Genomic DNA, 22940 nt, shown 5'->3' with positions numbered 1-22940 from the left:
GCGTGGGTGGAACGACAGGGGGGCCCGGCCGCAGCGGCCGGGCCCCCCGTGCGGGCCCGTCGGGGCCCGGTGTCCGGCGTCAGGCGCCGACGACGACCTCGGTGGCGTTCGGGTCGACCGGGATGCCCGGGCCGAACGTGGTCGAGACGGTCGCCTTGGTGATGTAGCGGCCCTTCGAGGCGGAGGGCTTCAGGCGCAGGATCTCCTCGAGCGCGGCGCCGTAGTTCTCTGCCAGCTTCTCGACCTCGAAGGAGGTCTTGCCCACGATGAAGTGCAGGTTCGAGTGCTTGTCGACGCGGAAGTCGATCTTGCCGCCCTTGATGTCGTTGACGGCCTTGGTCACGTCCATGGTGACGGTGCCCGTCTTCGGGTTCGGCATGAGGTTGCGCGGGCCGAGCACCTTGCCCAGGCGCCCCACCTTGCCCATCATGTCCGGGGTCGCCACGGCGGCGTCGAAGTCGGTCCAGCCGCCCTGGATGCGGGCGATCAGGTCGTCGGAGCCCACGTGGTCGGCGCCGGCCTCCTCCGCGGCGGCGGCCTTGTCGCCGGTCGCGAAGACGACGACGCGGGCGGTCTTGCCGGTGCCGTTGGGCAGGTTCACCGTGCCGCGGACCATCTGGTCCGCCTTGCGGGGGTCCACGCCGAGACGGAGGACGACCTCCACGGTGGAGTCGGTCTTGGCGGTGTCGATCTCCTTGGCCAGGGCCACGGCCTCGGCCGGGCTGTAGAGGCCCTCGCCGATCCGGGCCGCTGCCGCCTGGTATGCCTTGCTGCGCTTTGCCATCTGCTTCTTCTCCTTGTGCAGTTGTGGTCTGCGGACCGCGCTCGGCCCTGCCACGTCAATAACGGTGGGTGGTGTCAGCCGAGGCTGATCACTCGACCTCGATGCCCATCGAGCGGGCGGTGCCGGCGATGATCTTCGCCGCGGCGTCGATGTCGTTGGCGTTGAGGTCTTCCTTCTTGGTCTCGGCGATCTCCCGGACCTGGTCCATGGTGAGCTTGCCGACCTTCTGGGTGTGCGGGACGCCGGAGCCCTTGGCGACGCCGGCGGCCTTCTTGATCAGCTGCGCGGCGGGCGGGGTCTTCGTGACGAACGTGAACGAGCGGTCCTCGTACACCGTGATCTCCACGGGGACGATGTTGCCGCGCTGGGACTCCGTGGCCGCGTTGTAGGCCTTGCAGAACTCCATGATGTTGACGCCGTGCTGACCGAGGGCCGGGCCCACGGGGGGCGCCGGGTTGGCGGCACCTGCCTGGATCTGCAGCTTGATGAGGCCGGAGACCTTCTTCTTCTTGGGAGCCATGTGCTGGTCCTTCTTCTGCTGGACGTACCGGCGCACAGGAGCGTACGACGGCGGGTGGCCGCCGTGGCGCGGCGGCCGGTCGGCCCCGGCGGCGAAGCATGCGCCGCGGGGACGGGAACGGTGGGCGGGCGCTCGCGCCCGCCGGGTCAGATCTTGGAGACCTGGTTGAAGCCGAGGGTGACGGGGGTCTCGCGCTCGAAGATCGACACGAGGACGACGAGCTGCTGGGACTCCACCTTGATCTCGGAGATGGTGGCGGGGAGGGTCTCGAAGGGGCCCTCCTTGACGATCACGGACTCCCCGACCTCGAAGTCGACGTCGATCTGCGGCTGCGCGCTCGGCTGGGCCGCGGCCTCGCCGCCCGCGCCCTGCGGGGCCTCGAACACCGGGTTGAGCATCTCGAAGACCTCGTCCAGGCGCAGGGGGACGGGGTTGTACGCGTCCTGGCCCACGAAGCCGGTCACGCCCGGGGTGTGGCGCACCGCGCCCCAGGAGGCGTCGGTGAGGTTCATGCGCACCAGCACGTAGCCGGGGATCCGCACGCGGCGGACCACCTTGCGCTGGGCGTTCTTGATCTCGACGACCTCCTCCATGGGGACCTCGATCTGGAAGATGTCCTCCTCCATGTTGAGGGACTGGATGCGGGTCTCGAGGTTCGTCTTCACACGGTTCTCGTAGCCGGCGTAGGTGTGGATGACGTACCAGTCACCCTCCTGGCGGCGCAGCTTGGACTTGAACTCCTCGACAGGGTCCACCGCGGGGGCCTCGTCCCGAACGGGCTCCTCCTCGGCGACGGGTGCGGCCGCGGACTCCTCCGGCGCGTGGGCGGCGGCGAAGTCCTCCTCCTGCACGGAGGCCTCGGACTCCGGCAGCGCCGGGGCCTGCTGGTCGACCTCGGCCGGTGCCTCGGTGCCGTTTTCGAGCTCGTGCTCGGTCACTGGATCTCCCTGTTCTGTCGTGGATGTCGTGCTCTGCTGGGCCACGGTCGCCGTTCCGGGTCCGTGCGCCGCCCGGGTCATCCGGCGGCGTCGCCCTGCCCGAAGATCCACAGGGCGGCCTGCCCGAACGCGAGGTCCAGGACGGAGATGAGCACCATCATGAACGCGACGAACACGAGGACGACCAGCACGTAGTTCACCAGTTCGCGCCGCGTGGGGGTGACGACCTTCCGGAGCTCCCCGACGACCTGGCGCAGGAAGAGGAACAGGCGCCCGAAGATGCCGCGAGGACTCTCGGCGCCCTGCCCCGGGGGCTGGCCCGACGCCCTGCCGGCGGTGGTCTGCGACATCGGCTCTCCCTGTGTGGACTCGTGCGGGCCGTGCGGTGCTGCCGGCCCGCCGTCGCCGTGCGGGCCCGGCACCCCCCGGAGGGGGCGCCGGATCCGCTCCGGACTGGAGCAGGGCAGACAGGACTCGAACCTGCAACCTGCGGTTTTGGAGACCGCTGCGCTACCAATTGCGCCACTGCCCTTCGCGCCTCACGGCCTCGGCCGGCGTGCGCACGCCGGCCTCGATCGCTCGGACCCGGTCACCGACTCTACCACCCGGCACCGCCGCGACGGCGCGCCCGGGCAGGCGTCGATGACACCAGTCGTCCATCCTAGGGGACCGGGGCGTGCCCGTGCAATCCGCCGGGGGCGGCGGCGCGCCCGGCGGCCCGGGGCCCCGCGGCCGCCCCGAGTAGCATGGGGCAGGTCCGCACCGCCGTCGCCGCGCACGGCGACGCCCGCCCGTCCCCCTTCCAGGAGGCCCCCGGTCATGACCGCATCCCGCATCTCCCGGCGCGTCGGCGCCATCGCAGAGTCCGCGACGCTCGCGGTGGACGCCAAGGCGAAGGCGCTCAAGGCCGCCGGCCGCCCCGTGATCGGCTTCGGGGCCGGGGAGCCCGACTTCCCCACCCCGCAGTACATCGTGGACGCCGCCGCGGCGGCCCTGCAGGACCCGGCCAACTTCCGGTACACGCCGGCCGCGGGCCTGCCCGAGCTGCGGAAGGCGGTCGCCGAGCAGACCGCCCGGGACGACGGGTACGCGGTGGAGCCCGCGCAGGTGCTCATCACCAACGGCGGCAAGCAGGCCGTGTTCCAGGCCTTCGCCACGGTCGTGGACGAGGGCGACGACGTCCTGCTCCCCGCTCCGTACTGGACCACCTACCCGGAGGCGATCAAGCTCGCCGGCGGCAACCCGGTGGAGGTCTTCGCCGGCCCGGAGCTCGGCTACAAGGTCACCCCGGAACTGCTCGAGGAGGCGTGCACGGAGCGCACCAAGGCGCTGCTGTTCTGCTCCCCGTCCAACCCCACCGGCGCGGTGTACTCCCCCGAGGAGACCGCCGCCGTGGGCCGCTGGGCGGCCGAGAAGGGGATCTTCGTGCTCACCGACGAGATCTACCAGCACCTCACCTACGACGGCGTCCCGTTCACCTCGATCGCAGCCGCCGTGCCCGAGCTGGGCGACCGGGTGGTGATCCTCAACGGCGTGGCCAAGACCTACGCGATGACCGGCTGGCGCGTGGGCTGGATGATCGCGGCCCCGGACGTCGTCAAGGCCGCCACCAACCTGCAGTCCCACCTGACCTCCAACGTGAACAACATCGCCCAGCGCGCGGCGCTGGCCGCGGTGTCCGGGCCCCTCGACGAGGCCCACCGGATGCGGGAGGCGTTCGACCGCCGGCGCAGGACCATGGTGGAGGCGCTCAACGCGATCGAGGGCGTGGCGTGCCCCGTGCCCACCGGCGCCTTCTACGCCTACGCCGACGTGCGCGGGCTGCTCGGCCGGCGCTTCGGCGACGCCGTGCCGCGGACCTCGGCCGAGCTGGCCGAGCTGGTCCTCGAGCGGGCCGAGGTCGCCGTGGTGCCCGGCGAGGCGTTCGGGCCCTCCGGCTTCCTGCGGCTGTCCTACGCCCTGGGCGACGACGACCTCGCCGAGGGCCTGCGCCGGCTGCAGGAGTTCCTGGGGAGCGCCGCGTGAGCGCCCTCGACGGCGCCGTGGCCGCGGCGGAGTCGGTGCCCGCCGCCGTGCTCGTGACCGGCGGGCTGATCGGCGGCTACGCCACCGCCCGGGTCACCGGCGTCCGCCCCCTGGGCGGGGCGGTGCTGGCCGCCGCCGGTGCGGCGGCCGCCCACTCGTGGTGGCACCGCGGCGGACCGGCGACCACGGCGGCGCTCGGCGGGCTCTACGTCCTGGGCTTCGGGCTCTCCCACCCGCTGGCCAAGCGGATCGGCGCCTGGCCCTCGGTGCTGGCCGTCACGGCCGTCAACGCCGCCGCCAACGCCGTGCTGGTGGACCGTCCCGGCCGCTGAGCCGCCCCGTCCCGCGACGACGCCGCCCGCCCCCGGCCGGGGGCGGGCGGCGTCGTCGGCCGTGCCGCGGCTCAGTCGCCCACGGCGTCCCGGCCGCGCCGGACGATCAGCGGGTCGGGCGGATAGACCACCGCCGGGTCCTTGTCCTCGTAGTCGAACTGGTTCAGGAAGAAGCGCATGGCGTTGAGCCGCGCCCGCTTCTTGTCGTTGGACTTCACCGTGATCCACGGGGCGTGGTCGGTGTCGGTGCGCAGGAACATCTCCTCCTTGGCCTCGGTGTAGTCCTCCCACCGGTCCAGGGAGGCGAGGTCCATCGGGGAGAGCTTCCAGCGCCGCACCGGGTCGATCTGGCGGATCGCGAAGCGGGTGCGCTGCTCGTGCTGGGTGACGGAGAACCAGAACTTGGTCAGGTGGATGCCGGACTCCACGAGCATCTTCTCGAACACCGGGGCCTGGACCATGAAGTCCTCGTACTCCGTGTCCGAGCAGAAGCCCATCACCCGCTCCACGTTGGCCCGGTTGTACCAGGAGCGGTCGAACATCACGATCTCCCCGGCGGTGGGCAGGTGGCCGATGTAGCGCTGGAAGTACCACTGCCCCCGCTCCCGGTCCGAGGGCTTGGTCAGCGCCACCACCCGGGCGGCGCGCGGGTTCAGGTGCTCGGTGAAGCGCTTGATCGTCCCGCCCTTGCCGGCCGCGTCGCGGCCCTCGAACACGATGACGTGCCGGAGGTCGTGGTCCTGGCCCCAGTACTGGAACTTCAGCAGCTCGATCTGCAGCTGGTACTTCTCCAGCTCGTAGTCCTCCCGGTCCAGCCGCTCCTCGTAGGGGTAGTCCTCCCGCCAGGTCTCCACCGCCGAGCCCCCCGGGTCGATCAGGTCCGGGTCCGGCGACTGCCCGTCCCGCACCGTGTAGCCCTGGTCGACCAGCTTGTCGATGAACTCCCGCAGGTTCTCCCGGACCGGTTCCATGTCCTCGTTCACCGCAGACCTCCTTCCGGGCCCGTCAGGCCCCTTTCCCGCAGTCTAGGCCCGGCCCCGCGGCACGGGGACCCTGCCCGCCCGGCCCGCTGCGGTCCCCGCCCCGGAGCCCGTTCACTAGACTGGGCGAGCCGGTGCACGTCCGGCCGACTCGCACGCCGCCCACCCGGAGGAGACTGTACGGATGAAGATCGGACTGCTGACCAGCGGAGGGGACTGCCCGGGGCTCAACGCGGTGATCCGCGGGGCGGTGCTGCACGGGATCAAGAGCTACGGCCACGAGTTCGTGGGCTTCCGCGACGGCTGGCGCGGGGTCGTGGAGGGCGACATCATGGATCTGCCCCGCACCCGGGTGCGCGGACTGGCCCGGGAGGGCGGCACCATCCTGGGCACCTCCCGCACCAACCCCTACGACGGTCCCGGCGGCGGACCGGAGAAGATCGCCGTGATGCTCGAGCGCCACCACATCGACGCGATCGTGGCCATCGGCGGGGAGGGCACCCTGGCCGGGGCCAAGCGGCTGGCCGACGCCGGGCTGCCGGTCGTGGGGGTGCCCAAGACCATCGACAACGACCTGCAGGCCACCGACTACACCTTCGGCTTCGACACCGCCGTGCAGATCGCCACCGACGCGATGGACCGGCTGCGCACCACCGGGGAGTCCCACCACCGGTGCATGGTCGCCGAGGTCATGGGCCGCCACGTCGGGTGGATCGCGCTGCACTCGGGGATGTCCGCCGGGGCGCACGCGGTGCTGATCCCCGAGCAGTCGGTGTCCATGGAGCAGGTCTGCGCCTGGGTCACCGAGGTGCACGAGCGCGGCCGCTCCCCGCTGGTGGTCGTGGCCGAGGGCTTCATCCCCGAGGGCCACGAGGACGTGCTCGCCGGCAAGGGCACCGAGGCCTCCGGCCGCCCCCGGCTGGGCGGGGTCGGGGAGTACGTCACCGAGCAGATCGAGGCGGCCACCGGGATCGAAACCCGCAACACCATCCTGGGCCACATCCAGCGCGGTGGGGCCCCCACCGGCTTCGACCGGGTCCTGGCCACCCGCTTCGGGCTGGCCGCCGTGGACCTGGTCACCGACAAGGGCTGGGGGCAGATGGTCGCCATCCGCGGCACCGACATGGTCCGGGTCCCCTTCGGCGAGGCCCTCGACGGGCTCAAGACCGTGCCCCAGCACCGCTGGGACGAGGCCCGGGTCCTCTTCGGCCGCTGACCGCGGCGCGCACAGACACCTCTCGGGGGGCTTCCGGAGCGCCGCGCCGGCGGTCCCCCGTCGGCGCCGGGATCCCGGCCCGAGCCCGTCCGCGCTCCCGGCGTGCACCGTGGTCCGATCGCCGGCTCCGGCGCTGAACCACCGGGAACGGTCCCGCGCCCGGTGCGGCCTCACGGCCCACCGGCGGCGGCACCGGACCGTGGGCCGCGGCCCGCCCCGTGGCCGGCCGGGTGCCGCTAGGGGCGGGGGCCGCGGAGGAAGCCGGACCGCCGCCCGACCACCTGGCCGGCGTCGGGCTGGACCACGACCTGCTGGGCCGCGGCCCAGCGCTGCTCGCCGTCCGCGACGAGGAGCGGGGCCTCGGGATCGGCGGTGCGCTTGAGCACGGCCAGCGCGATCGGGCCCTGCTCGTGGTGCAGCTGCACGGAGGTGACCCGGCCGACGGCCCGCTCGCCCGCGAGGACCTCGGCGCCCGGGGACGGCAGGGTGTGCTCGGAGCCGTCGAGGTCGAGCAGCACGAGCCGCCGGGGCGGGTGGCCCAGGTTGTGCACGCGCGCCACGGTCTCCTGCCCCTTGTAGCAGCCCTTCTGCAGGTGCACGGCGGTGCGCAGGAGGTCCAGCTCGTGCGGGATCGTCCGCTCGTCGGTCTCGGCCCCCCAGCGCGGGCGCCAGGCGGCGATCCGCAGCGCCTCGGCCGCCCACGCGCCGGCGAGGGGCAGCTCGCGGGTCAGGGCGTCGAGCTCGGCACGGGGCACCAGGTGCTCCCACCAGGTGCGCTCCTCCCCCGGGTGCGGGCCGTCGAGGGCGGCGTAGCTCCACCCGCCCGGGGCGACCGCGGGCCAGGGGTCGCGCCAGACCGGTCCGTCCCCCAGCCCGGGCACGGGACCGGAGGCGCCGAGCACCGCCCACTCGCCGGAGCGGTCGGCCACCTCCACGCGCAGCGCGAAGCGCATGGACTCCAGCCACGCGGCCAGCGGCGCGGTCTCGTCGGCCTCGGTGATCAGCCACGTGGCGGTGCCGTCGTCCACGACGTGCGGCGCGGTCTCGATGCGCCCCTGCACGGAGAGGAACAGGGTCTCGGCGCTGCTGCCCGGGGCGAGCCCGGTGAGCACCTGCGAGGAGAGCGTGGTCAGCCAGCTGAGCCGGTCCGGGCCGGTGACGGTGACGACGCCCTTCTGGGAGAGGTCGACCACGGTGCCGGGGGTCCGGACCAGGGCGCGCTGCTCGCGCACGGGGTCGCCGTAGTGGGCGGCCACCCCTCGGTCCAGGCCCTCGGCCTCGACGGCGCCCGGGCGGTCGAGCAGGGGCGAGCGGTAGGGGGTCACGGGATTCAGCCGATCTTCTTGAGCTGGGCGGAGGCGTGCGTGGCCAGCGGCTCGCCGAAGGCCGCCATGTCCCAGGCCCAGAACAGGTCGCCGTGGACCAGACCGTACATCCGGGTCGAGGAGCTGTACTCCTTGGCGCCCCGGGCGCGCACCACGGCGTCCGTGGCGAGGTCGATGCGGGGGCCCTTGATCTGGCCCAGGTAGAGCTCGACGATGCCGCCGGGGTGCGTGAGGGTCACCAGGACGTCGAAGCCGCCGTCGCCGTTGCGCAGCCGTTCGACGTCCTCGGCGCCCTTGAGCACCGGCACGAGGTCCGGCGGGAGCATCCCGGGGCCGACGTCGCCGTCCTCCAGGGTGCGGTCGAGCTGCCAGAAGCCCTGCTCCACGGTGGCCGGGCGCATCGGCTGCCCCTCCTCGTCGAGGAGCGTGGTCTCCGCCCGGTACTCGAGGAACGGCAGGCCGTTCTGCTCGAAGGTCACGCGCTGCCGGAAGGGACGCTGCTCGACCTCGCCGTAGCCCATGAAGCCGTCGCCCTCCCAGGTGCCCAGCAACCAGGCGAACGGGACGAGCTCGGGAGTCAGATCCGAGGGGATCTCGATCGGCACGGAACTAGTGCTGTCCCTTGAACAGGCCGAGGATCACCTTGACGGAGATCCCGGCGATGAACAGACCGGAGATGCCCAGCAGGACCAGGTAGAAGATCTCGAGTGCAAGCATGGTCCCTAAGCTACCACGGTGCTCACCAGACGGGCCGTGAACAGGGCCCCCACGCCGAGGAACGCCACGGGGGTCACGCCGAGGGCCACCACGCCCCGCTTCGGCGAGCGCTTCGGGGCCGACGAGATGACCCGGGCGCCCACGACGCCCACGAGCGCGGCGACCACGGCGCCGACCACCACCAGCTGCACGGGGTCCGGTCCGGTCGCCCGGTAGTCGCTGGCCAGGGCGATCCAGCCGGAGGAGCTGACCGTGGCCAGCACTCCCGCCGTGGAGGCGATCGTGGACTCCAGCCGGTGCTCGGCGCCCTCGCCGCGCACCAGCTCCGCCGCGAACACGGTCACCAGGGCCACGCCCACGACCGCGGGCAGCCACACCAGCTGCTGGCCGGGCAGGGTCTGGACGAGCAGGGCGGCCACGACGCCGGCCGCGCTCATGATCACGTTGTGCCGGTGCCGGGCGGCGATGCCGGTGGCGGCGGGCCAGCCGAAGCCGATCACCAGGGACATCCCGGCGGCCAGGAGCAGCGGCGCGGGACCGGCGACCACGACCGCGGCCAGGGCCGCCGCCAGGCTGAGCACGCTGCACGCGGCGATCATGGCGTATCTCATGGCGATCGGGTTCCTGCACTGTCGAGGGTCGGGGCCGGCGCCCGGACCGGGGCGACCGGGCGGACACGAGCAACGATAGCGGCTGGCCGCGGAGGACCGGCGGGGCGCGCGGCGCCCCGCGCCGGGGCCGCGTCGCGCGGGAGGGGACCGGCGCCGACTTATACTGACAGCTCAGCCCGTACGCCAGAGTGGAGAAGCACGAGTGTTCCAGATCCTGATGCTGACCGACGCGGACGGTCCCTCGGCATCGGTGCTGCCGGCCCTCGACCTGCTCAACCACCGGGTGACGGTCGCCCCGACCCGCACCGTCTCGGGCAGCCTCGACGGCCGCCACCCCGACGTCGTGCTGCTGGACGGGCGCACCGACCTGATCACCGCGCGCAACCTGGCGCAGCTGCTCACCACGAAGGGGCTGGCGGCGCCGCTGCTGATGGTCCTCACCGAGGGCGGGATGGCCGCGGTGGCCGCGAACTGGATGGTCGACGACGTGGTGCTCGACACCGCCGGCCCGGCGGAGGTCGAGGCCCGGCTGCGCCTGGCCTCCTCCCGCACGGCCGAGACCCCCGAGGACGACACCCGGATCCGCGCGGGCTCGGTGGTCATCGACGACGCCGCCTACTCCGCCCACGTCAACGGCGCCCCGCTGAACCTGACCTACAAGGAGTTCGAGCTGCTGAAGTTCCTGGCCCAGCACTCCGGACGGGTCTTCACCCGCGCCCAGCTGCTGAGCGAGGTCTGGGGCTACGACTACTACGGCGGCACCCGCACCGTGGACGTGCACGTGCGGCGGCTGCGGGCCAAGCTGGGCGCCGACCACGAGCACCTGATCACCACGGTGCGTAACGTGGGCTACAGCTTCGCCACGAGCCGGAGCCGGGAGCACTGAGCACCGGCCCACCGGCCCGTCCGCCCCGCCGCCCCGTTCCGCAGGAGGTCCAGATGCCCCAGTCCGTGCCGTACGAGCTCGAGCGCCCAGCCGTCGCGCCGGTCGAGGAGATCACGGCCCTCGCCTCCCGGGCCGAGGCCGCGGACGGCGACCCGCCGTTCTCCGACCAGACCCTCGTGGACCTGCGGACCGCGCCCGGCGGGCGGGTGCGCACGGTCCTCGCCCGGTCCTCCGGCGGGGAGCTGCTCGGCGCGGCGGTGCGCGTGCACGAGCCCGAGGACGGCGCCGCGCTCGTGGAGCTCGTGGTGGACCCCGGGCACCGCCGCGGCGGGATCGGGGCGGCGCTGGCCGGGGCCCTGGCCGAGGAGACCGCGGGCACGGTCCGGGCGTGGGCCCACGGCGGCCATCCCGGGGCGGCGGCGCTGGCCGCCCGGCACGGGCTGGTGCCGGTGCGCGACCTGCACCGCCTGCTCCGCCCGCTGGGCGACGCCCCCGACCTGCCCCTGCCCGAGGAGATGCCCTCCGGCTACCGGCTGCGCGCCTTCGAACCCGGCCGGGACGAGGACGAGTGGCTGCGCGTCAACGCCGCCGCGTTCGCCGGTCACCCCGAGCAGGGCCGGATGAGTCTCGAGGACCTCCGGCAGCGGGAGGCCGAGCCCTGGTTCGACCCGGCGGGGTTCCTGCTGGCGGTCCGGTCCGGGCAGCCGGGCACCGTGGCCGGCTTCCACTGGACCAAGGTCCACCCCGGGGACGGCGAGCGCCGCGCCCTGGGCGAGGTCTACGCCGTGGGCGTCGCCCCGGAGCACCAGGGCACCGGCCTGGGCCGGGCCCTGACCGCCGCGGGGGTCAACCACCTGGCCCGGCAGGGCCTGGGCGAGGTCATGCTCTACGTGGACGGTGACAACACCGCCGCGCTGCGGCTGTACGAGCGGCTGGGCTTCCGGCCCTGGCACCTCGACGTGATGTACGCCCGCACCTCCCCCGCCTGACCCACCCGCCCGCGCCCCGGCCCGGTCCCGCACCGGCCCCACCAGACAGGACCGCCATGACCACGCACCAGCAGGACGTACCGCAGCCCGCGCCGGCCCCGCACCCGACCGCGTCCCCGGAGGCGGAGCCGGCGGCGCCCTCCGCCGACGGTGCCGCCGAGCTGGCCGACGCCGCCCGCGGCCACGGGGACCGCGACCGGATCGACGACCCCGTGCCCGCCGCCCGGCAGGTGCTCGAGGGCACCCACGGGCCCGAGCGCTTCCTCGACCGGGAGGCGAGCTGGGTCGCCTTCAACACCCGGGTCCTGGAGCTGGCGGAGGACCCGGACCTGTTCCTGCTGGAGCGGGTGCACTTCCTGTCCATCGTGGCCTCCAACCTGGACGAGTTCTTCATGGTCCGGGTGGCCGGGCTCAAGCGGCGCATCGCCACGGGCATCGCCCGGCCGGCGGCCTCGGGGCACTCCCCCGCGGAGCAGATGGCGACCATCGCGGTGCGCGCCCACGAGCTGCAGGAGCGCCACGCGCAGGCGTTCCACGACCTGGTGCGCCCGGAGCTGGCCCGGGAGGACATCCACCTCATCGGGTGGGAGGACCTCGACGGCCCCACCCGGGAGCGGCTCACCCGGGACTTCCACCGCAAGGTCTTCCCGATCCTCACGCCGCTGGCGGTGGACCCGGCCCACCCGTTCCCCTACATCTCCGGGCTCAGCCTCAACCTGGCCGTGATGGTCCGCAACCCGCAGTCGGGCAAGCGGCTGTTCGCCCGCGTCAAGGTCCCGGACCAGCTGCCCCGGCTGCTCTCGGTGGACGGGCCGAGCGCGTCCCGCGCGCCGCACGGGCAGGTCCGCTTCATCCCGCTCGAGGACGTCATCGCCCAGCACCTGGACGACCTGTTCCCCGGGATGGAGGTCGAGGAGCACCAGGTGTTCCGGGTGACCCGCAACGAGGACCTGGAGGTCGAGGAGGATGACGCCGAGAACCTGCTGCAGGCCCTGGAGAAGGAGCTGCTGCGCCGCCGCTTCGGCCCGGCGGTGCGCCTGGAGGTCACGGACAGCATCAGCGCGGAGGTGCTCGAGCTGCTGGTCTCCGAGCTGGGCATCGACGAGTCCGAGATCTACCGCCTGCCGGCCCCGCTGGACCTGCGCGGGCTGGGGGTCATCGCCGGCGTCGACCGCCCGGAGCTGCACTATCCCCGCCACGTGGCCCACACCTCCCGCTACCTCAACGCCGCGGAGACCGCGAAGGCCGCCGACGTCTTCGCCGCGACCCGGTCCCAGGACGTGCTGCTGCACCACCCGTACGACTCCTTCGCCACCAGCGTGCAGGCCTTCCTGGAGCAGGCCGCCGCGGACCCGAAGGTCCAGGCGATCAAGCAGACCCTGTACCGCACCTCCGGGGACTCCCCGATCGTGGACGCGCTCATCGACGCCGCCGAGGCGGGCAAGCAGGTCCTGGCGCTGGTGGAGATCAAGGCCCGCTTCGACGAGCAGGCGAACATCTCCTGGGCCCGCAAGCTCGAGCAGGCCGGGGTGCACGTGGTCTACGGCATCGTGGGGCTGAAGACCCACTGCAAGCTCTCGCTGGTGGTGCGCCAGGACGACCAGGGGCTGCGCCGCTACGTGCACATCGGCACCGGCAACTACCACCCCTCCACCGCGCGCTTCTACGAGGACCTGGGCCTGCTCACCTGCGACCCGGAGGTCGGGGAGGACGTCTCGCGGCTGTTCAACCAGCTCTCCGGCTACGCCCCGAAGACCACCTTCCAGCGCCTGCTGGTGGCCCCCCGGTCGGTGCGCTCCGGGCTGGTCGACCTGGTCGAGGCCGAGATCCGCCACCACCGGGCCGGCCGGTCGGCCCGGATCCAGGTCAAGTGCAACTCCATCGTGGACGAGGCCGTCATCGACGCCCTCTACCGGGCCTCCCAGGCCGGGGTGCCCGTCGACGTGGTGGTGCGCGGGATCTGCGCCCTGCGCCCGGGGGTGCCGGGGCTGAGCGAGAACATCCGGGTCCGCTCGGTGCTGGGCCGGTTCCTGGAGCACTCGCGGGTCTTCGCGTTCTGCAACGCCGGGGAGCCGCTGGTCTACATCGGCTCGGCGGACATGATGCACCGCAACCTGGACCGCAGGGTGGAGACCCTCGTGCGGATCACCGACCCGCAGCAGGCCGAGGCGCTGGTGCGGCTGCTCGCCCGGTACGCCTCGGACGCCACGAGCAGCTGGCACCTGGGCGCGGACGGGGTGTGGACCCGGCACCACCGGGACGCCGAGGGGCGCCCGCTGGTGGACGTCCAGGAGCACCTCCTGCGCAGCCGGGCCCTGGGCCGCCCCACGATCTGAGCACCGGTACCATCGTGGGGGTGCCACCCGAGGACCCCGGGCCGGGGCGGGGCGGTGCACCACGGACACGGGACGAGAGAGGGACCATGCCCAGGACCGCTGAGAAGACCGCTCCGAGGACCACTGAGACAAGCACCGGGAAGACCACCGGGAAGTCCGCTGGGAAGTCCAACGGGAAGACCCCGGAGAAGGTCCCGGAGAAAACTGCCGAGAAGCCCGCCGGGCGGGCCGCTCCGCGGGAGGGCGGGTCGGCCGCACGCCCCGCCGACGTGCTGGCGGCGGGGTGCCTGTGCTGGCGCCGCGCGGGCACCGGGGTGGAGGTGCTCCTCATCCACCGCCCGCGCTACGACGACTGGTCCTTCCCGAAGGGCAAGCAGGACGCCGGCGAGACGCTGCCCGAGACCGCCCACCGGGAGGTGGGCGAGGAGATCGGGCTGCTGCCGCGCCTGGGCGTCCCGCTGCCCACGATCCGCTACGGCGTCAAGGACGGCGTCAAGGACGTGCGCTACTGGGCGGCGGAGTTCGGCCCCGGCGCCCGGCCCGTGCCCGACGGGCGGGAGGTCGACGAGGTCCGCTGGACGGACCCCAAGACGGCGGCCCGGATGCTCACCAACCCCTCCGACCTCGAGCCCCTGGCCGCGCTCGTGGACCTGCACGCCCGCGGCGACCTCGCCACCCGCCCGGCGATCGTGGTGCGCCACGCCAAGGCCAAGCCGCGCTCGGCGTGGTCGCGGGCGGAGGGCGACCGTCCGCTCGCCGCGACCGGGAAGCGGCAGGCGCTCGCGGTGACCCGGCTCCTGCGGGCGTGGTCGCCCGAGCGGATCGTCACCTCCCCCTGGCTGCGCTGCCTGTCCACCGTGGTGCCCTACGCCCGCAAGGCCGGGGTCACCGTGCGGGAGCGGCCCCAGCTGACCGAGGCCTCCCACAAGCGCCACCCCAAGAAGGCCGCCGCCGTGGTGCAGACCCTGTTCGACAAGGACGTCCCGGCCGCGCTGTGCACCCACCGCCCGGTGCTGCCGACCGTCCTGAAGGTGCTCGCCCGGCACATGGCGCCCGAGCTCGCCGAGCAGCTGCCCGCCAAGGACCCGTACCTGTCGCCGGGCGAGATGATCGTGCTCCAGATCTCCCGGCGGCACCGCCGGCGGGTGGTCTCCGTGGAGCTCGTGAAGCCCTTCGACGACTGACCCTTCCGTCTCCCTGCCCGAGGAGCCCCGCATGACCTCCCCCTCCCCCGTGCCCGCGACCACGCCCGTGCCCACTCCCTACGAGGACCTCCTGCGCGAGATCCTCGAGACGGGCGTGCACAAGCCGGACCGCACGGGCACCGGGACCCGCAGCGTCTTCGGCCGCCAGATCCGTTTCGACCTCGCGGACTCCTTCCCGCTGCTGACCACCAAGCGGGTGCACTTCCGGTCCCTGGCGCTGGAGCTGCTGTGGTTCCTGCGCGGGGACTCGAACGTGCGCTGGCTGCAGGAGCGCGGCGTGTCCATCTGGGACGAGTGGGCCGACGAGAACGGCGAGCTCGGGCCCGTCTACGGGGTGCAGTGGCGCTCCTGGCCCACCCCCGGCGGCGGCTCCATCGACCAGATCGCGAAGGTCGTGGAGCAGATCCGCACGAACCCCGACTCCCGCCGGCACGTGGTGACGGCGTGGAACCCGGCCGAGGTGGACGAGATGGCGCTGCCGCCGTGCCACGCCCTGTTCCAGTTCTACGTCCAGCCCGCCGAGGACGGGCCGGGGCGGCTCTCGTGCCAGCTCTACCAGCGCTCCGCGGACATGTTCCTGGGCGTGCCGTTCAACATCGCCTCCTACGCGCTGCTGACCGTCATGGTGGCCCAGCAGACCGACCTGGTGCCCGGCGAGTTCGTGTGGACCGGCGGGGACTGCCACGTCTACGACAACCACGTGGAGCAGGTCCGCGAGCAGCTCTCCCGCACGCCCTACCCCTATCCGCGGCTGCGGCTGACCCGGCGGCCCGGTTCCCTCTTCGACTACGCCTACGAGGACTTCGAGGTCGTCGACTACCGCCACCACCCCGCGATCAAGGCGCCGGTGGCCGTATGAGCAAGGACTCCGGGCAGCACGCGCCGCAGGCCCCCGCGGGGACCGTGGGGGCGATCTGGGCGCAGACCGCCGAGGGCGTCATCGGCCGCGGCGGCACGATGCCCTGGTCCCTGCCGGAGGACCTGGCCTTCTTCCGGCGCACGACCACCGGCCACCCCGTGATCATGGGCCGGCGCACCTGGGAGTCGTTCCCCGAGCGCTTCCGTCCCCTGCCCGGGCGCACCAACATCGTGGTCACCTCCGCCCCGGAGCGGGTGGCCCCCGGCGGCGGCGACGGCGCCGTGCGCACCGCGCCGTCGTACCCCGAGGCCGTCGCGCTGGCGCGGAGCAGCCCCGGCGCGGAGCGGATCTGGGTGATCGGCGGCGGGGAGGTCTACCGGCAGGCCCTGGCCGACCCCCGCGACCCCGTGACGGAGGTGCTCGTGACGGTCATCGACCTCACCGTGGAGGGGGACACGCACGCCCCGGAGCTCGGCGACGGGTGGACCACGGAGCCGGTCGTGGGGCCCTCCGTCTCCCGCACCGGACTCGGCTACCGGATCGACCGGCGCACCCGCTCCTGACCCGCCGGCCTGTTCCGTCCGTCCCGGCGCTGCGGTAGCGTGAGCCGCACCCCGACCAGGAGGACGACCGTGACCGCACCGCACCCCGACCCGGCGATCCGCGACGACGAGCAGCTGCGCGTCGTGGAGAACGCGGACCTCGACCGCTACGAGCTGTGGAACGGGGAGCAGTTCATCGGCTTCGAGGGCTTCCAGAAGCACGAGGACGGCACGGTCGAGCTGCAGCACACGATCATCGGCGAGCAGTTCGGCCGGCAGGGCTATGCCCGCACCCTCGTGACCCTGCTCCTGGAGGGCTTCCGGGCCCAGGGGATCACCGTGCGGCCCACGTGCACCTACGTCCAGGACTACCTGCACCGCTTCCCCCAGTACCAGGATCTCATCGCGCCCGGCTGCGAGCTGCCCCCCGCCCCGGCGGTCAAGGAGAAGCGGCGTCGCTGGGCCCTGCACCGCTCCCACTAGACTGGGGGCCATGACTTTTCGCGCGGGAGATCAGGTAGGGTTCGTCGGCTGGCGGGGCATGGTGGGCTCCGTGCTCATGCAGCGCATGCAGGAGGAGGGGGACTTCGCCGGCATCACCCCGGTGTTCTTCTCCACCTCGAGCGCCGGCCGGCCCGCCCCCTCGTTCGCCGGGGACGCCGGGGTGCTGCAGGACGCCTACGACCTCGAGTGCCTCGCGTCGCTGCCCGTGATCGTCACGGCCCAGGGCGGGGACTACACCAAGGCCGTGCACGGCGAGCTACGCGCCGCCGGGTGGGACGGGCTGTGGATCGACGCCGCGTCGACCCTGCGGATGAACGACGACGCCATCATCGTCCTGGACCCGGTCAACCGCGACGTCATCGACCGGGGCCTCGAGGCCGGCGTGAAGGACTTCGTGGGCGGCAACTGCACGGTCTCCTGCCTGCTCGTGGGCCTGGGCGGGCTGTTCCGCAACGACCTCGTCGAGTGGGCCACGTCCATGACCTACCAGGCGGCCTCCGGCGGCGGGGCCCGGCACATGCGCGAGGTGCTCACGCAGTTCGGCGCCCTGCACGGAGCCGTCGCCGACGAGCTCGCCGACCCCGCCTCCGCGATCCTGGAGATCGACCGCAAGGTCCTCGAGACCCAGCGCGGCGACGCCCTGGACAGCTCGATGTTCGGCGCGCCCCTGTCCGGCTCCCTGATCCCCTGGATCGACGCCGACCTCGGCAACGGGCAGTCCCGCGAGGAGTGGAAGTCCGCGGCCGAGACGAACAAGATCCTCGGCCGCACGGACCGCTTCGCCCAGGACTGGGTGCCCATGGACGGGCTGTGCGTGCGCATCGCCACGATGCGCTCGCACTCCCAGGCCCTGACGCTCAAGCTGCGGGAGGACCTGCCGGTGGAGGAGATCGAGCGGATCATCGACGCCGACAACGAGTGGGCCACCGTGGTGCCCAACACGAAGGAGGACACGATGCGGGCCCTGACCCCCGTGGCGACCTCCGGGACGCTGCAGATCCCCGTGGGCCGGATCCGCAAGCTCGCCATGGGCCCGGGCTACATCAGCGCCTTCACGATCGGCGACCAGCTGCTGTGGGGCGCGGCCGAGCCGCTGCGCCGCATGCTGCGCATCGCCACCGGCACCCTGTAGCCGTGGCCGAGACCGGGGTCCCCGCGGCGCTGGCCCTCGACCCCGCCGATCCGCGCCCGCCCTACGAGCAGCTCAAGCAGGCGGTGCTGCGGGGCCGGGAGGACGGCACCCTGCCGGCGGGCACCCGGCTCCCGCCGGTGCGCCGGCTCGCCGAGGCGCTCGGTCTCGCGGCGAACACCGTGGCCAAGGCCTACCGGGAGCTGGAGTCCGCCGGCGTGATCGAGACCCGCGGCCGGCTGGGCAGCTTCGTGCGCGCCGGGGACCGCGGCGAGGAGCTGGCCGTCGAGGCCGCCCGCCGCTACGCCGAGACGGTCGCCGGGCTCGGGGTCCCGTCCGCACGGGCCCTGGAGCTCGTCGCCGCCCAGCTGCGCCGCTCCGGCTGAGCCCCGGCCCGGCTGAGCCCCGGCCCGGCTGAGCACTGCCCGAGCTCAGGCCCCGGGACTGCGCAGGTGCCGCGGCCCCGGCACCAGCCCGCCCGGACCGGCCAGCGCCCGGCGGTGACGGCCCTCCGCGGTGCGGGCCAGCCACCAGCGCCACCAGCGCATGACCTGCCCCTTGGCCCACATGTTCAGCCGGTGCGCCCAGTGGTACTCGGTGCTCCAGATGCCCAGGCCGAGGAAGACGGCCAGCCAGCCCGGGCCCGGGGTGACGAGCATGACCAGCCCGGCCAGCACGAACACCCCGCCGAGGACCGTCACGAACGTCTTGTAGGCGACGAAGAGCAGCGGGTGGCCCCGGGCCCAGGTGCGCACCCGGCCCAGGGTCCGGCGCACCCGGCCCTCGGAGTCCTCCCCCTGGGCGATCTCGTCCTCGAGGCTGCTCATCGGGGCCGCCTCAGACGCCGGTGCCCACGATGACGGGCTCGGCGACCAGGTCCACCCCGTAGACCGAGGCCACCCCGTCGCGCACGGTGCGGGCCAGGGCCATGAGGTCCGCGGCCGAGGCGTCCCCGCGGTTGGTCAGCGCGAGCGTGTGCTTGGTGGACAGCGAGGCCCGGCCCCCGGCCACCGCGGCGCCGTCCAGGTCCAGCACCTCGTTGCGCGTCCCGGGCAGCCCGAAGCCCTTGCCGAAGCCGGCGTGGTCGATGAGCCAGGCGGCCGAGAGCTTCACCCGGTCCTCCAGCGGGTTCCCGGCGGCGTCCACCACGGGGAACCGGGGGGCCTCGGCGGGCAGCCGGTCCCCGAGCGCGCCCACCGGGAGGATCGGGTTGGTGAAGAACGAGCCGGTGCTGTACGTGTCGCGGTCGGCGGGGTCGAGCACCATGCCCTTGCCGGCCCGCAGGGCCAGGACGGTCTCGCGGACCTGCGCCAGCGGGGCGCGCTCCCCCACCTCGACGCCCAGCCGGCGGGCGAGCTCGCCGTAGCGGACGGGGGCGCTGGCCGCCCCGCGCGCGAGCCGGAAGCGCACCGCGAGGACCACGTGGCGGGGCGAGCCGTCCACGGTGCTGCGCTTGAGCGCCGAGTCGCGGTAGGCGAACGCCAGCTCGGCCGGGGCGAACTCCCGCACCCGGCGCTCGTGCCGGTCCCAGGCGCGCACGAGCTCCACGGTCTGGGCGACCTCCTGGCCGTAGGCGCCCACGTTCTGCACCGGGGTGGCGCCGGTGGTCCCCGGGATGCCGGAGAGCGCCTCGATGCCCACCAGGCCCTCGGCCACGGCCTGCGCCACGAGCTCGTCCCAGGAGTGCCCGGCCTGGACCTCCAGGAGCACGCTGCCCGCGTCCTCCGCCACGACCTGCACGCCCCGGGAGGCCACGTGCACCACGGTGCCCGCGTACCCGTCGTCGGCCGTGATGAGGTTGGATCCGCCGCCGACCACGAGCACGGCCCGCCCGGCGGCGTCGGCCTCCGCCACGGCGTCGACGACCGCCTGCTCGGTCTCCGCCCGCACGTAGTGCCGGGCGGGACCGCCCACGGCGGCGGTGGTGAGGTCTGCGAGGTGAGGGGACGTCATGGCGCCCAGTTTATCGGCCGTCCCGGGGAGAGCCGGCGCCCACGGCCCGCGGCGGCGCCGAGGGGTTCGCCGGGCGCAGCGCGGGGACCAGGAGCAGGGAGACGACGACGAACAGCGCCACGGCGCCCAGCGCCGGGCGCACCCCGACCGCCTCGCCGAGCAGGCCCAGCAGCGGTGGGCCCCCGAGGAAGGCGCCGTAGCCGATGGTCGAGACGACGGAGACGTTGGCGGCCGCGTTCTCGGTGTCGTCCGCGGCGGCGGACATGCCGACCGGGAAGCCGAGGGAGACCCCCAGGCCCCACACGAACAGCCCGGCGAGACCCAGCCACAGCCACGGGGAGAGCACGAACACGCCGAGACCCGCCGCGGCCAGGGTGCCCGCCGCCCGGAGGATCGTCACCCGCCCGAACCGGTCGAGCAGCGGCGTCCCGGCGAGCCGTCCGGCGGTCATCGCCGTCACGAAGATCCCGTAGCCGAGGGCGCCGATCGCCTCGGTGGTGCCGTAGCCCTGGGTCAGGGCGAGCGCCACCCAGTCGTTGGCCGCGCCCTCGGCGAGCGCCACGCCCAGCACGAAGAGCCCGACCACCAGGTTGCGCGGCGTGCGCCACGCGCCCCGCACCCCGTGCGTGCGCGCGGACGCGGCGGCGACGGCCTCGAGGTCCAGGGACCCGGTGTCGGTGCGCGGCTCCGCCCGGACACGGGGGTCCTCCCCCCGGAAGGAGCGCACCGCCGTGCGGACGACGGCCAGGACGACCACGGCCATGGCCCCCGTGTGCCAGGCCACCGGCACCCCGAGGGCCGCGGCACCGGCGCCGATCCCGGCGCCGAGCACGGTGCCGACCGAGAAGAACGCGTGCATGACCGGCATGACCGTCCGGCCGAGCGCGCTCTCGCAGGCCACTCCCTCGACGTTGGCGGCCACGTTCCAGGTGGCCAGGCCGGTGCCGAAGAGCAGGAAACCGGCCGTGGTCACGGGCAGGGACCCGAGCGCGGAGGCGCCGGCGCCGATGAGCACGAGCCCGGCCGCCACCAGGGCGGAGGTCAGGCGCAGGGCACGGGCCGGGCCCAGGCGCGCCACCGTGACCCCGGACAGCGACACGGACACGAAGGCCGCCACCGTCTGCGTGAGCAGCAGGGCCCCCAGTCCCGCGGGCGAGAGCCCGAGTCCGTCGGCGATGGCGGGCAGGCGGGTCAGCCAGGCCGAGAGCGCCAGCCCCGAGGCGAGGTAGACGGCGAGGACCGCGTCCCGCCAGGCCCTCATGCCAGCTGCACCACGGCCTGGGCCTTCACCAGCACCTTGAGCTGCGCGGCGGTCGCCGGGTCGGCGTCCGGGGCGGTGAGGTCCGGGGCGGTCACGGTGAGGTCCACGCGCGCGGTGCGGGCGGCGGCGTCGAGCGCCCCGATCTTCCCGGTGACCGTGAGCGCCGTGGAGGCCTCCACCGCGGTCCCGAAGCGGTTGGGCACGACGACCGGCTTGGTGAAGCGGGTCTGGTAGTCGACCACGGCGCCGGGGTCGCCGGCCCAGTCGGTGACGAGCTGCACGGCGGCGCCCATGGTGAGCATCCCGTGCGCGATGACGTCGGGCAGGTCCACGGCCCGGGCGAACTGCTCGTTCCAGTGGATGGGGTTGAGGTCCCCGGAGGCGCCGGCGTAGCGGACCAGGTCCGCGCGGGAGAGCTCGATGCGGCGCTGCCCGATCTCCTGGCCCTTCTTGAGGTCGTCGAAGGCGATGCTCACGCGTCCTGCTCCTCTCCGCGCACCAGCAGGGACGACACGGTCGTGGCGACCTGTTCGCCGTCCACGGTGCGGATCTCGGCCCGTGACGTCACCATGGCGCCGGCGCCCATGGCCCGGACCTGGTCCACGTGCAGCTCGGCCACGAGCTCGTCGCCGGCGACGATCGGGCGGTGGTGCGTGAAGCGCTGGTCGGCGTGGACCACGCGCGAGAAGTCGATGCCGGCCTCGGGGTCGGCGATGAGCGCGGCGTCGGCACGCTGGGCCACGACGATCGCGAAGGTGGGGGGCGCCACGAGATCGGCGTGCCCCAGCGACCGGGCGGCCTCGAGGTCGTGGTGGGCGGGGTGGCCGGCCTGGACGGCGCGGGCGAACTCGCGGATCGCCTCCCGGCCGACGCTGTAGGTCTCGGTCGGCGGATAGGTCCGCCCGACCAGATCGGGGTTCACGGGCATGGCAGCTCCTCGCTGGACGGCGCCGCGCTGGAGCGGCAGGAACCTGCCCAGTCTACGGCGGGGCCCCTCGCCGTCGTGGTGCGCCGCCCGGCGCGCGCGCTCCGGCCCGCGGACTCGCGGCCGGGGCCCGGGTCGCCGCGGGGCCGGTGCCGGGAGCCCGGGCGGGGAGCAGCCGGTCGGGGACGACAGAAGCCCGTGACCGGCAAGGGTCACGGGCTTCTCGCCGTAGCGGTGGACGGGCTCGATCCGTCGACCTCACGATTATGAGTCGTGCGCTCTAACCAGCTGAGCTACACCGCCAGGTCGATGGGAAACCGCGGTGCACGGCCTGGTGGCCGTGCCCACGGGATCTCATCACGAGAGCCCCGACCGGGAATCGATCCCGGGACCTCCATCTTACCAAGATGGCGCTCTACCACTGAGCTATCGGGGCAACGACGAAGACTCTACCAGTACGTTCGGGCAAAACAAAAATCGCCGGAGGTCCCCGCCGGGCGCTCCGCCGGCAGCCGTGTCCCCGGGTTCCCGGCCTCCTACGGGGGCGGTTCCCGGCCGCCCCCCGGCGGCGCTCCCGGCGCCTCCGGGGAGCCCGGCGGAGGGGCGCGGAGCGTGCCGGGGGCCGCAGCGCCGCCGTCGTCCCGGTCCGGGCCGGCCGGCGCGGGGCGGACTGGCAGGGGCAGCTGCGCCGGCGGAGCGGGACCGACCGGCACGGACAGGGACGAGGGCGCGGGGGTGCCGCCGACGGAGACGCCGTCCCGTCCGATCTCCGTCCCGTCCGGGCCGCCGAGCACGTGCCGCAGCAGCAGCACCGTCCCCACGGCGAGGGCGAGCAGCACCGCCGCCCACAGCTGCGTCCTGCCCGGCCCCGGGGACCGGGGCGGGGCGGGCTCGGTCACCGGA

Annotated in this window: 26 protein-coding genes and 3 tRNA genes; 12 read left to right on the top strand and 17 right to left on the bottom strand. The window is 73.9% G+C overall.

Annotation, left to right across the window (positions count from 1 at the left end):
- Positions 1-79: 79 nt before the first annotated feature.
- The 5 genes from rplA to GMA12_RS03955 form a co-directional block, all read right to left on the bottom strand.
- The gene (gene rplA, locus GMA12_RS03975) at positions 80-784 is read right to left on the bottom strand and encodes a 50S ribosomal protein L1 (RefSeq protein WP_047803899.1); all 705 of its coding nucleotides are present in this window, start codon (positions 782-784) and stop codon (positions 80-82) included.
- An 88-nt stretch (positions 785-872) separates the two neighbouring features.
- Positions 873-1304, bottom strand: a complete 432-nt coding sequence (gene rplK / locus GMA12_RS03970; RefSeq protein ID WP_047803898.1) for a 50S ribosomal protein L11 — start codon at positions 1302-1304, stop codon at positions 873-875.
- 146 nt (positions 1305-1450) lie between these two features.
- Positions 1451-2242, bottom strand: a complete 792-nt coding sequence (nusG, locus tag GMA12_RS03965) for a transcription termination/antitermination protein NusG (RefSeq protein WP_162459448.1) — start codon at positions 2240-2242, stop codon at positions 1451-1453.
- Between the two features lie 77 nt (positions 2243-2319).
- Positions 2320-2592, bottom strand: a complete 273-nt coding sequence (gene secE / locus GMA12_RS03960) for a preprotein translocase subunit SecE (protein WP_047803896.1) — start codon at positions 2590-2592, stop codon at positions 2320-2322.
- 109 nt (positions 2593-2701) lie between these two features.
- Positions 2702-2774: transfer RNA gene (locus GMA12_RS03955), tRNA-Trp, on the bottom strand.
- Positions 2775-3061: 287 nt separating this feature from the next.
- Here GMA12_RS03955 and GMA12_RS03950 point away from each other — a divergent pair.
- Positions 3062-4267, top strand: coding sequence for a pyridoxal phosphate-dependent aminotransferase (locus tag GMA12_RS03950; RefSeq protein ID WP_156267314.1), 1206 nt, complete (start codon positions 3062-3064; stop codon positions 4265-4267).
- Positions 4264-4599, top strand: coding sequence for a hypothetical protein (locus tag GMA12_RS03945; RefSeq protein ID WP_370830149.1), 336 nt, complete (start codon positions 4264-4266; stop codon positions 4597-4599). Before GMA12_RS03950 ends, GMA12_RS03945 begins: the two co-directional genes overlap by 4 nt.
- A 71-nt stretch (positions 4600-4670) precedes the next feature.
- Here GMA12_RS03945 and ppk2 read toward each other — a convergent pair whose 3' ends face one another.
- Positions 4671-5570 (bottom strand): polyphosphate kinase 2, encoded by a 900-nt coding sequence (ppk2, locus tag GMA12_RS03940; RefSeq protein WP_156267543.1) that lies wholly within the window; start codon positions 5568-5570, stop codon positions 4671-4673.
- Between the two features lie 193 nt (positions 5571-5763).
- Between ppk2 and GMA12_RS03935 the strand changes: the two genes are divergently transcribed.
- Positions 5764-6795 carry a 6-phosphofructokinase gene (locus GMA12_RS03935; protein ID WP_156267312.1) on the top strand — a complete coding sequence of 344 codons (1032 nt, stop codon included), beginning with the start codon at positions 5764-5766 and terminating at the stop codon, positions 6793-6795.
- A gap of 236 nt (positions 6796-7031) precedes the next feature.
- Here GMA12_RS03935 and ygfZ read toward each other — a convergent pair whose 3' ends face one another.
- From ygfZ to GMA12_RS03920, 3 genes are all read right to left on the bottom strand, one after another.
- The gene (gene ygfZ / locus GMA12_RS03930) at positions 7032-8120 is read right to left on the bottom strand and encodes a CAF17-like 4Fe-4S cluster assembly/insertion protein YgfZ (protein WP_162459447.1); all 1089 of its coding nucleotides are present in this window, start codon (positions 8118-8120) and stop codon (positions 7032-7034) included.
- A 5-nt stretch (positions 8121-8125) separates the two neighbouring features.
- Positions 8126-8725 (bottom strand): heme-binding beta-barrel domain-containing protein, encoded by a 600-nt coding sequence (locus GMA12_RS03925; protein WP_162459446.1) that lies wholly within the window; start codon positions 8723-8725, stop codon positions 8126-8128.
- Positions 8726-8842: 117 nt separating this feature from the next.
- Positions 8843-9448: a hypothetical protein gene (locus GMA12_RS03920; RefSeq protein ID WP_062734985.1), complete on the bottom strand. Its 606-nt coding sequence runs from the start codon at positions 9446-9448 to the stop codon at positions 8843-8845.
- A gap of 202 nt (positions 9449-9650) precedes the next feature.
- Between GMA12_RS03920 and GMA12_RS03915 the strand changes: the two genes are divergently transcribed.
- The 9 genes from GMA12_RS03915 (at position 9651) to GMA12_RS03875 (ending at position 18284) form a co-directional block, all read left to right on the top strand.
- Entirely contained in the window at positions 9651-10334 is a 684-nt protein-coding gene (locus tag GMA12_RS03915) for a response regulator transcription factor (protein WP_162459445.1), read from the top strand.
- 53 nt (positions 10335-10387) lie between these two features.
- Positions 10388-11323 (top strand): mycothiol synthase, encoded by a 936-nt coding sequence (gene mshD / locus GMA12_RS03910; protein ID WP_156267308.1) that lies wholly within the window; start codon positions 10388-10390, stop codon positions 11321-11323.
- Between the two features lie 56 nt (positions 11324-11379).
- Positions 11380-13659: an RNA degradosome polyphosphate kinase gene (locus GMA12_RS03905; protein ID WP_156267306.1), complete on the top strand. Its 2280-nt coding sequence runs from the start codon at positions 11380-11382 to the stop codon at positions 13657-13659.
- Positions 13660-13745: 86 nt separating this feature from the next.
- Entirely contained in the window at positions 13746-14843 is a 1098-nt protein-coding gene (locus tag GMA12_RS03900; protein WP_156267304.1) for an NUDIX hydrolase, read from the top strand.
- 31 nt (positions 14844-14874) lie between these two features.
- A complete protein-coding gene (locus GMA12_RS03895) occupies positions 14875-15723 on the top strand; it encodes a thymidylate synthase (RefSeq protein WP_156267302.1) in 849 nt (282 codons plus the stop codon).
- Complete coding sequence (locus GMA12_RS03890) at positions 15720-16286, top strand: dihydrofolate reductase (RefSeq protein ID WP_156267300.1); 567 nt, start codon at positions 15720-15722, stop codon at positions 16284-16286. Before GMA12_RS03895 ends, GMA12_RS03890 begins: the two co-directional genes overlap by 4 nt.
- A gap of 69 nt (positions 16287-16355) precedes the next feature.
- Positions 16356-16748, top strand: coding sequence for a GNAT family N-acetyltransferase (locus tag GMA12_RS03885; RefSeq protein ID WP_162459444.1), 393 nt, complete (start codon positions 16356-16358; stop codon positions 16746-16748).
- A gap of 10 nt (positions 16749-16758) precedes the next feature.
- The gene (asd, locus tag GMA12_RS03880) at positions 16759-17901 is read left to right on the top strand and encodes an aspartate-semialdehyde dehydrogenase (protein WP_156267296.1); all 1143 of its coding nucleotides are present in this window, start codon (positions 16759-16761) and stop codon (positions 17899-17901) included.
- A 2-nt stretch (positions 17902-17903) separates the two neighbouring features.
- On the top strand, positions 17904-18284 hold the full coding sequence (locus tag GMA12_RS03875) for a GntR family transcriptional regulator (RefSeq protein WP_162459443.1): 381 nt from the start codon (positions 17904-17906) through the stop codon (positions 18282-18284).
- Between the two features lie 45 nt (positions 18285-18329).
- On the opposite strand, the gene GMA12_RS03870 is transcribed toward GMA12_RS03875, so the two are convergent.
- The 8 genes from GMA12_RS03870 to GMA12_RS03835 form a co-directional block, all read right to left on the bottom strand.
- Positions 18330-18725 (bottom strand): PGPGW domain-containing protein, encoded by a 396-nt coding sequence (locus tag GMA12_RS03870; RefSeq protein ID WP_156267294.1) that lies wholly within the window; start codon positions 18723-18725, stop codon positions 18330-18332.
- A gap of 10 nt (positions 18726-18735) precedes the next feature.
- Complete coding sequence (locus tag GMA12_RS03865) at positions 18736-19851, bottom strand: UDP-N-acetylmuramate dehydrogenase (RefSeq protein ID WP_156267292.1); 1116 nt, start codon at positions 19849-19851, stop codon at positions 18736-18738.
- Positions 19852-19861: 10 nt separating this feature from the next.
- Positions 19862-21112 (bottom strand): MFS transporter, encoded by a 1251-nt coding sequence (locus tag GMA12_RS03860; RefSeq protein ID WP_156267290.1) that lies wholly within the window; start codon positions 21110-21112, stop codon positions 19862-19864.
- Positions 21109-21588, bottom strand: coding sequence for a MaoC family dehydratase (locus GMA12_RS03855; protein WP_162459442.1), 480 nt, complete (start codon positions 21586-21588; stop codon positions 21109-21111). The genes GMA12_RS03860 and GMA12_RS03855 overlap by 4 nt, the downstream gene beginning before the upstream one ends.
- Positions 21585-22040, bottom strand: a complete 456-nt coding sequence (locus GMA12_RS03850) for a MaoC family dehydratase N-terminal domain-containing protein (protein WP_156267287.1) — start codon at positions 22038-22040, stop codon at positions 21585-21587. Before GMA12_RS03850 ends, GMA12_RS03855 begins: the two co-directional genes overlap by 4 nt.
- Before the next feature lie 226 nt (positions 22041-22266).
- Positions 22267-22340: transfer RNA gene (locus GMA12_RS03845), tRNA-Met, on the bottom strand.
- Positions 22341-22401: 61 nt separating this feature from the next.
- Positions 22402-22473 (bottom strand) — tRNA-Thr (locus GMA12_RS03840).
- Between the two features lie 100 nt (positions 22474-22573).
- Positions 22574-22936, bottom strand: coding sequence for a hypothetical protein (locus tag GMA12_RS03835; protein ID WP_156267285.1), 363 nt, complete (start codon positions 22934-22936; stop codon positions 22574-22576).
- Between the last annotated feature and the right edge of the window lie 4 nt (positions 22937-22940).

It is taken from the genome of Kocuria sediminis (assembly GCF_009735315.1).
Classification (GTDB): domain Bacteria; phylum Actinomycetota; class Actinomycetes; order Actinomycetales; family Micrococcaceae; genus Kocuria; species Kocuria turfanensis.
The sequence above is the reverse complement of the archived record's forward strand: the minus strand, read 5'-3'. Positions and strand labels throughout refer to the sequence as shown.

Excerpts from the sequence above, each read along its gene's own strand:
- rplA (WP_047803899.1), bottom strand. The coding sequence starts at position 784 with ATGGCAAAGCGCAGCAAGGCATACCAGGCGGCAGCGGCCCGGATCGGC.
- rplK (WP_047803898.1), bottom strand. The coding sequence starts at position 1,304 with ATGGCTCCCAAGAAGAAGAAGGTCTCCGGCCTCATCAAGCTGCAGATC.
- secE (WP_047803896.1), bottom strand. The coding sequence starts at position 2,592 with ATGTCGCAGACCACCGCCGGCAGGGCGTCGGGCCAGCCCCCGGGGCAG.
- GMA12_RS03950 (WP_156267314.1), top strand. The coding sequence starts at position 3,062 with ATGACCGCATCCCGCATCTCCCGGCGCGTCGGCGCCATCGCAGAGTCC.
- ppk2 (WP_156267543.1), bottom strand. The coding sequence starts at position 5,570 with ATGGAACCGGTCCGGGAGAACCTGCGGGAGTTCATCGACAAGCTGGTC.
- GMA12_RS03935 (WP_156267312.1), top strand. The coding sequence starts at position 5,764 with ATGAAGATCGGACTGCTGACCAGCGGAGGGGACTGCCCGGGGCTCAAC.
- GMA12_RS03920 (WP_062734985.1), bottom strand. The coding sequence starts at position 9,448 with ATGAGATACGCCATGATCGCCGCGTGCAGCGTGCTCAGCCTGGCGGCG.
- mshD (WP_156267308.1), top strand. The coding sequence starts at position 10,388 with ATGCCCCAGTCCGTGCCGTACGAGCTCGAGCGCCCAGCCGTCGCGCCG.
- GMA12_RS03905 (WP_156267306.1), top strand. The coding sequence starts at position 11,380 with ATGACCACGCACCAGCAGGACGTACCGCAGCCCGCGCCGGCCCCGCAC.
- GMA12_RS03900 (WP_156267304.1), top strand. The coding sequence starts at position 13,746 with ATGCCCAGGACCGCTGAGAAGACCGCTCCGAGGACCACTGAGACAAGC.
- GMA12_RS03895 (WP_156267302.1), top strand. The coding sequence starts at position 14,875 with ATGACCTCCCCCTCCCCCGTGCCCGCGACCACGCCCGTGCCCACTCCC.
- GMA12_RS03890 (WP_156267300.1), top strand. The coding sequence starts at position 15,720 with ATGAGCAAGGACTCCGGGCAGCACGCGCCGCAGGCCCCCGCGGGGACC.
- asd (WP_156267296.1), top strand. The coding sequence starts at position 16,759 with ATGACTTTTCGCGCGGGAGATCAGGTAGGGTTCGTCGGCTGGCGGGGC.
- GMA12_RS03870 (WP_156267294.1), bottom strand. The coding sequence starts at position 18,725 with ATGAGCAGCCTCGAGGACGAGATCGCCCAGGGGGAGGACTCCGAGGGC.
- GMA12_RS03865 (WP_156267292.1), bottom strand. The coding sequence starts at position 19,851 with ATGACGTCCCCTCACCTCGCAGACCTCACCACCGCCGCCGTGGGCGGT.
- GMA12_RS03860 (WP_156267290.1), bottom strand. The coding sequence starts at position 21,112 with ATGAGGGCCTGGCGGGACGCGGTCCTCGCCGTCTACCTCGCCTCGGGG.
- GMA12_RS03850 (WP_156267287.1), bottom strand. The coding sequence starts at position 22,040 with ATGCCCGTGAACCCCGATCTGGTCGGGCGGACCTATCCGCCGACCGAG.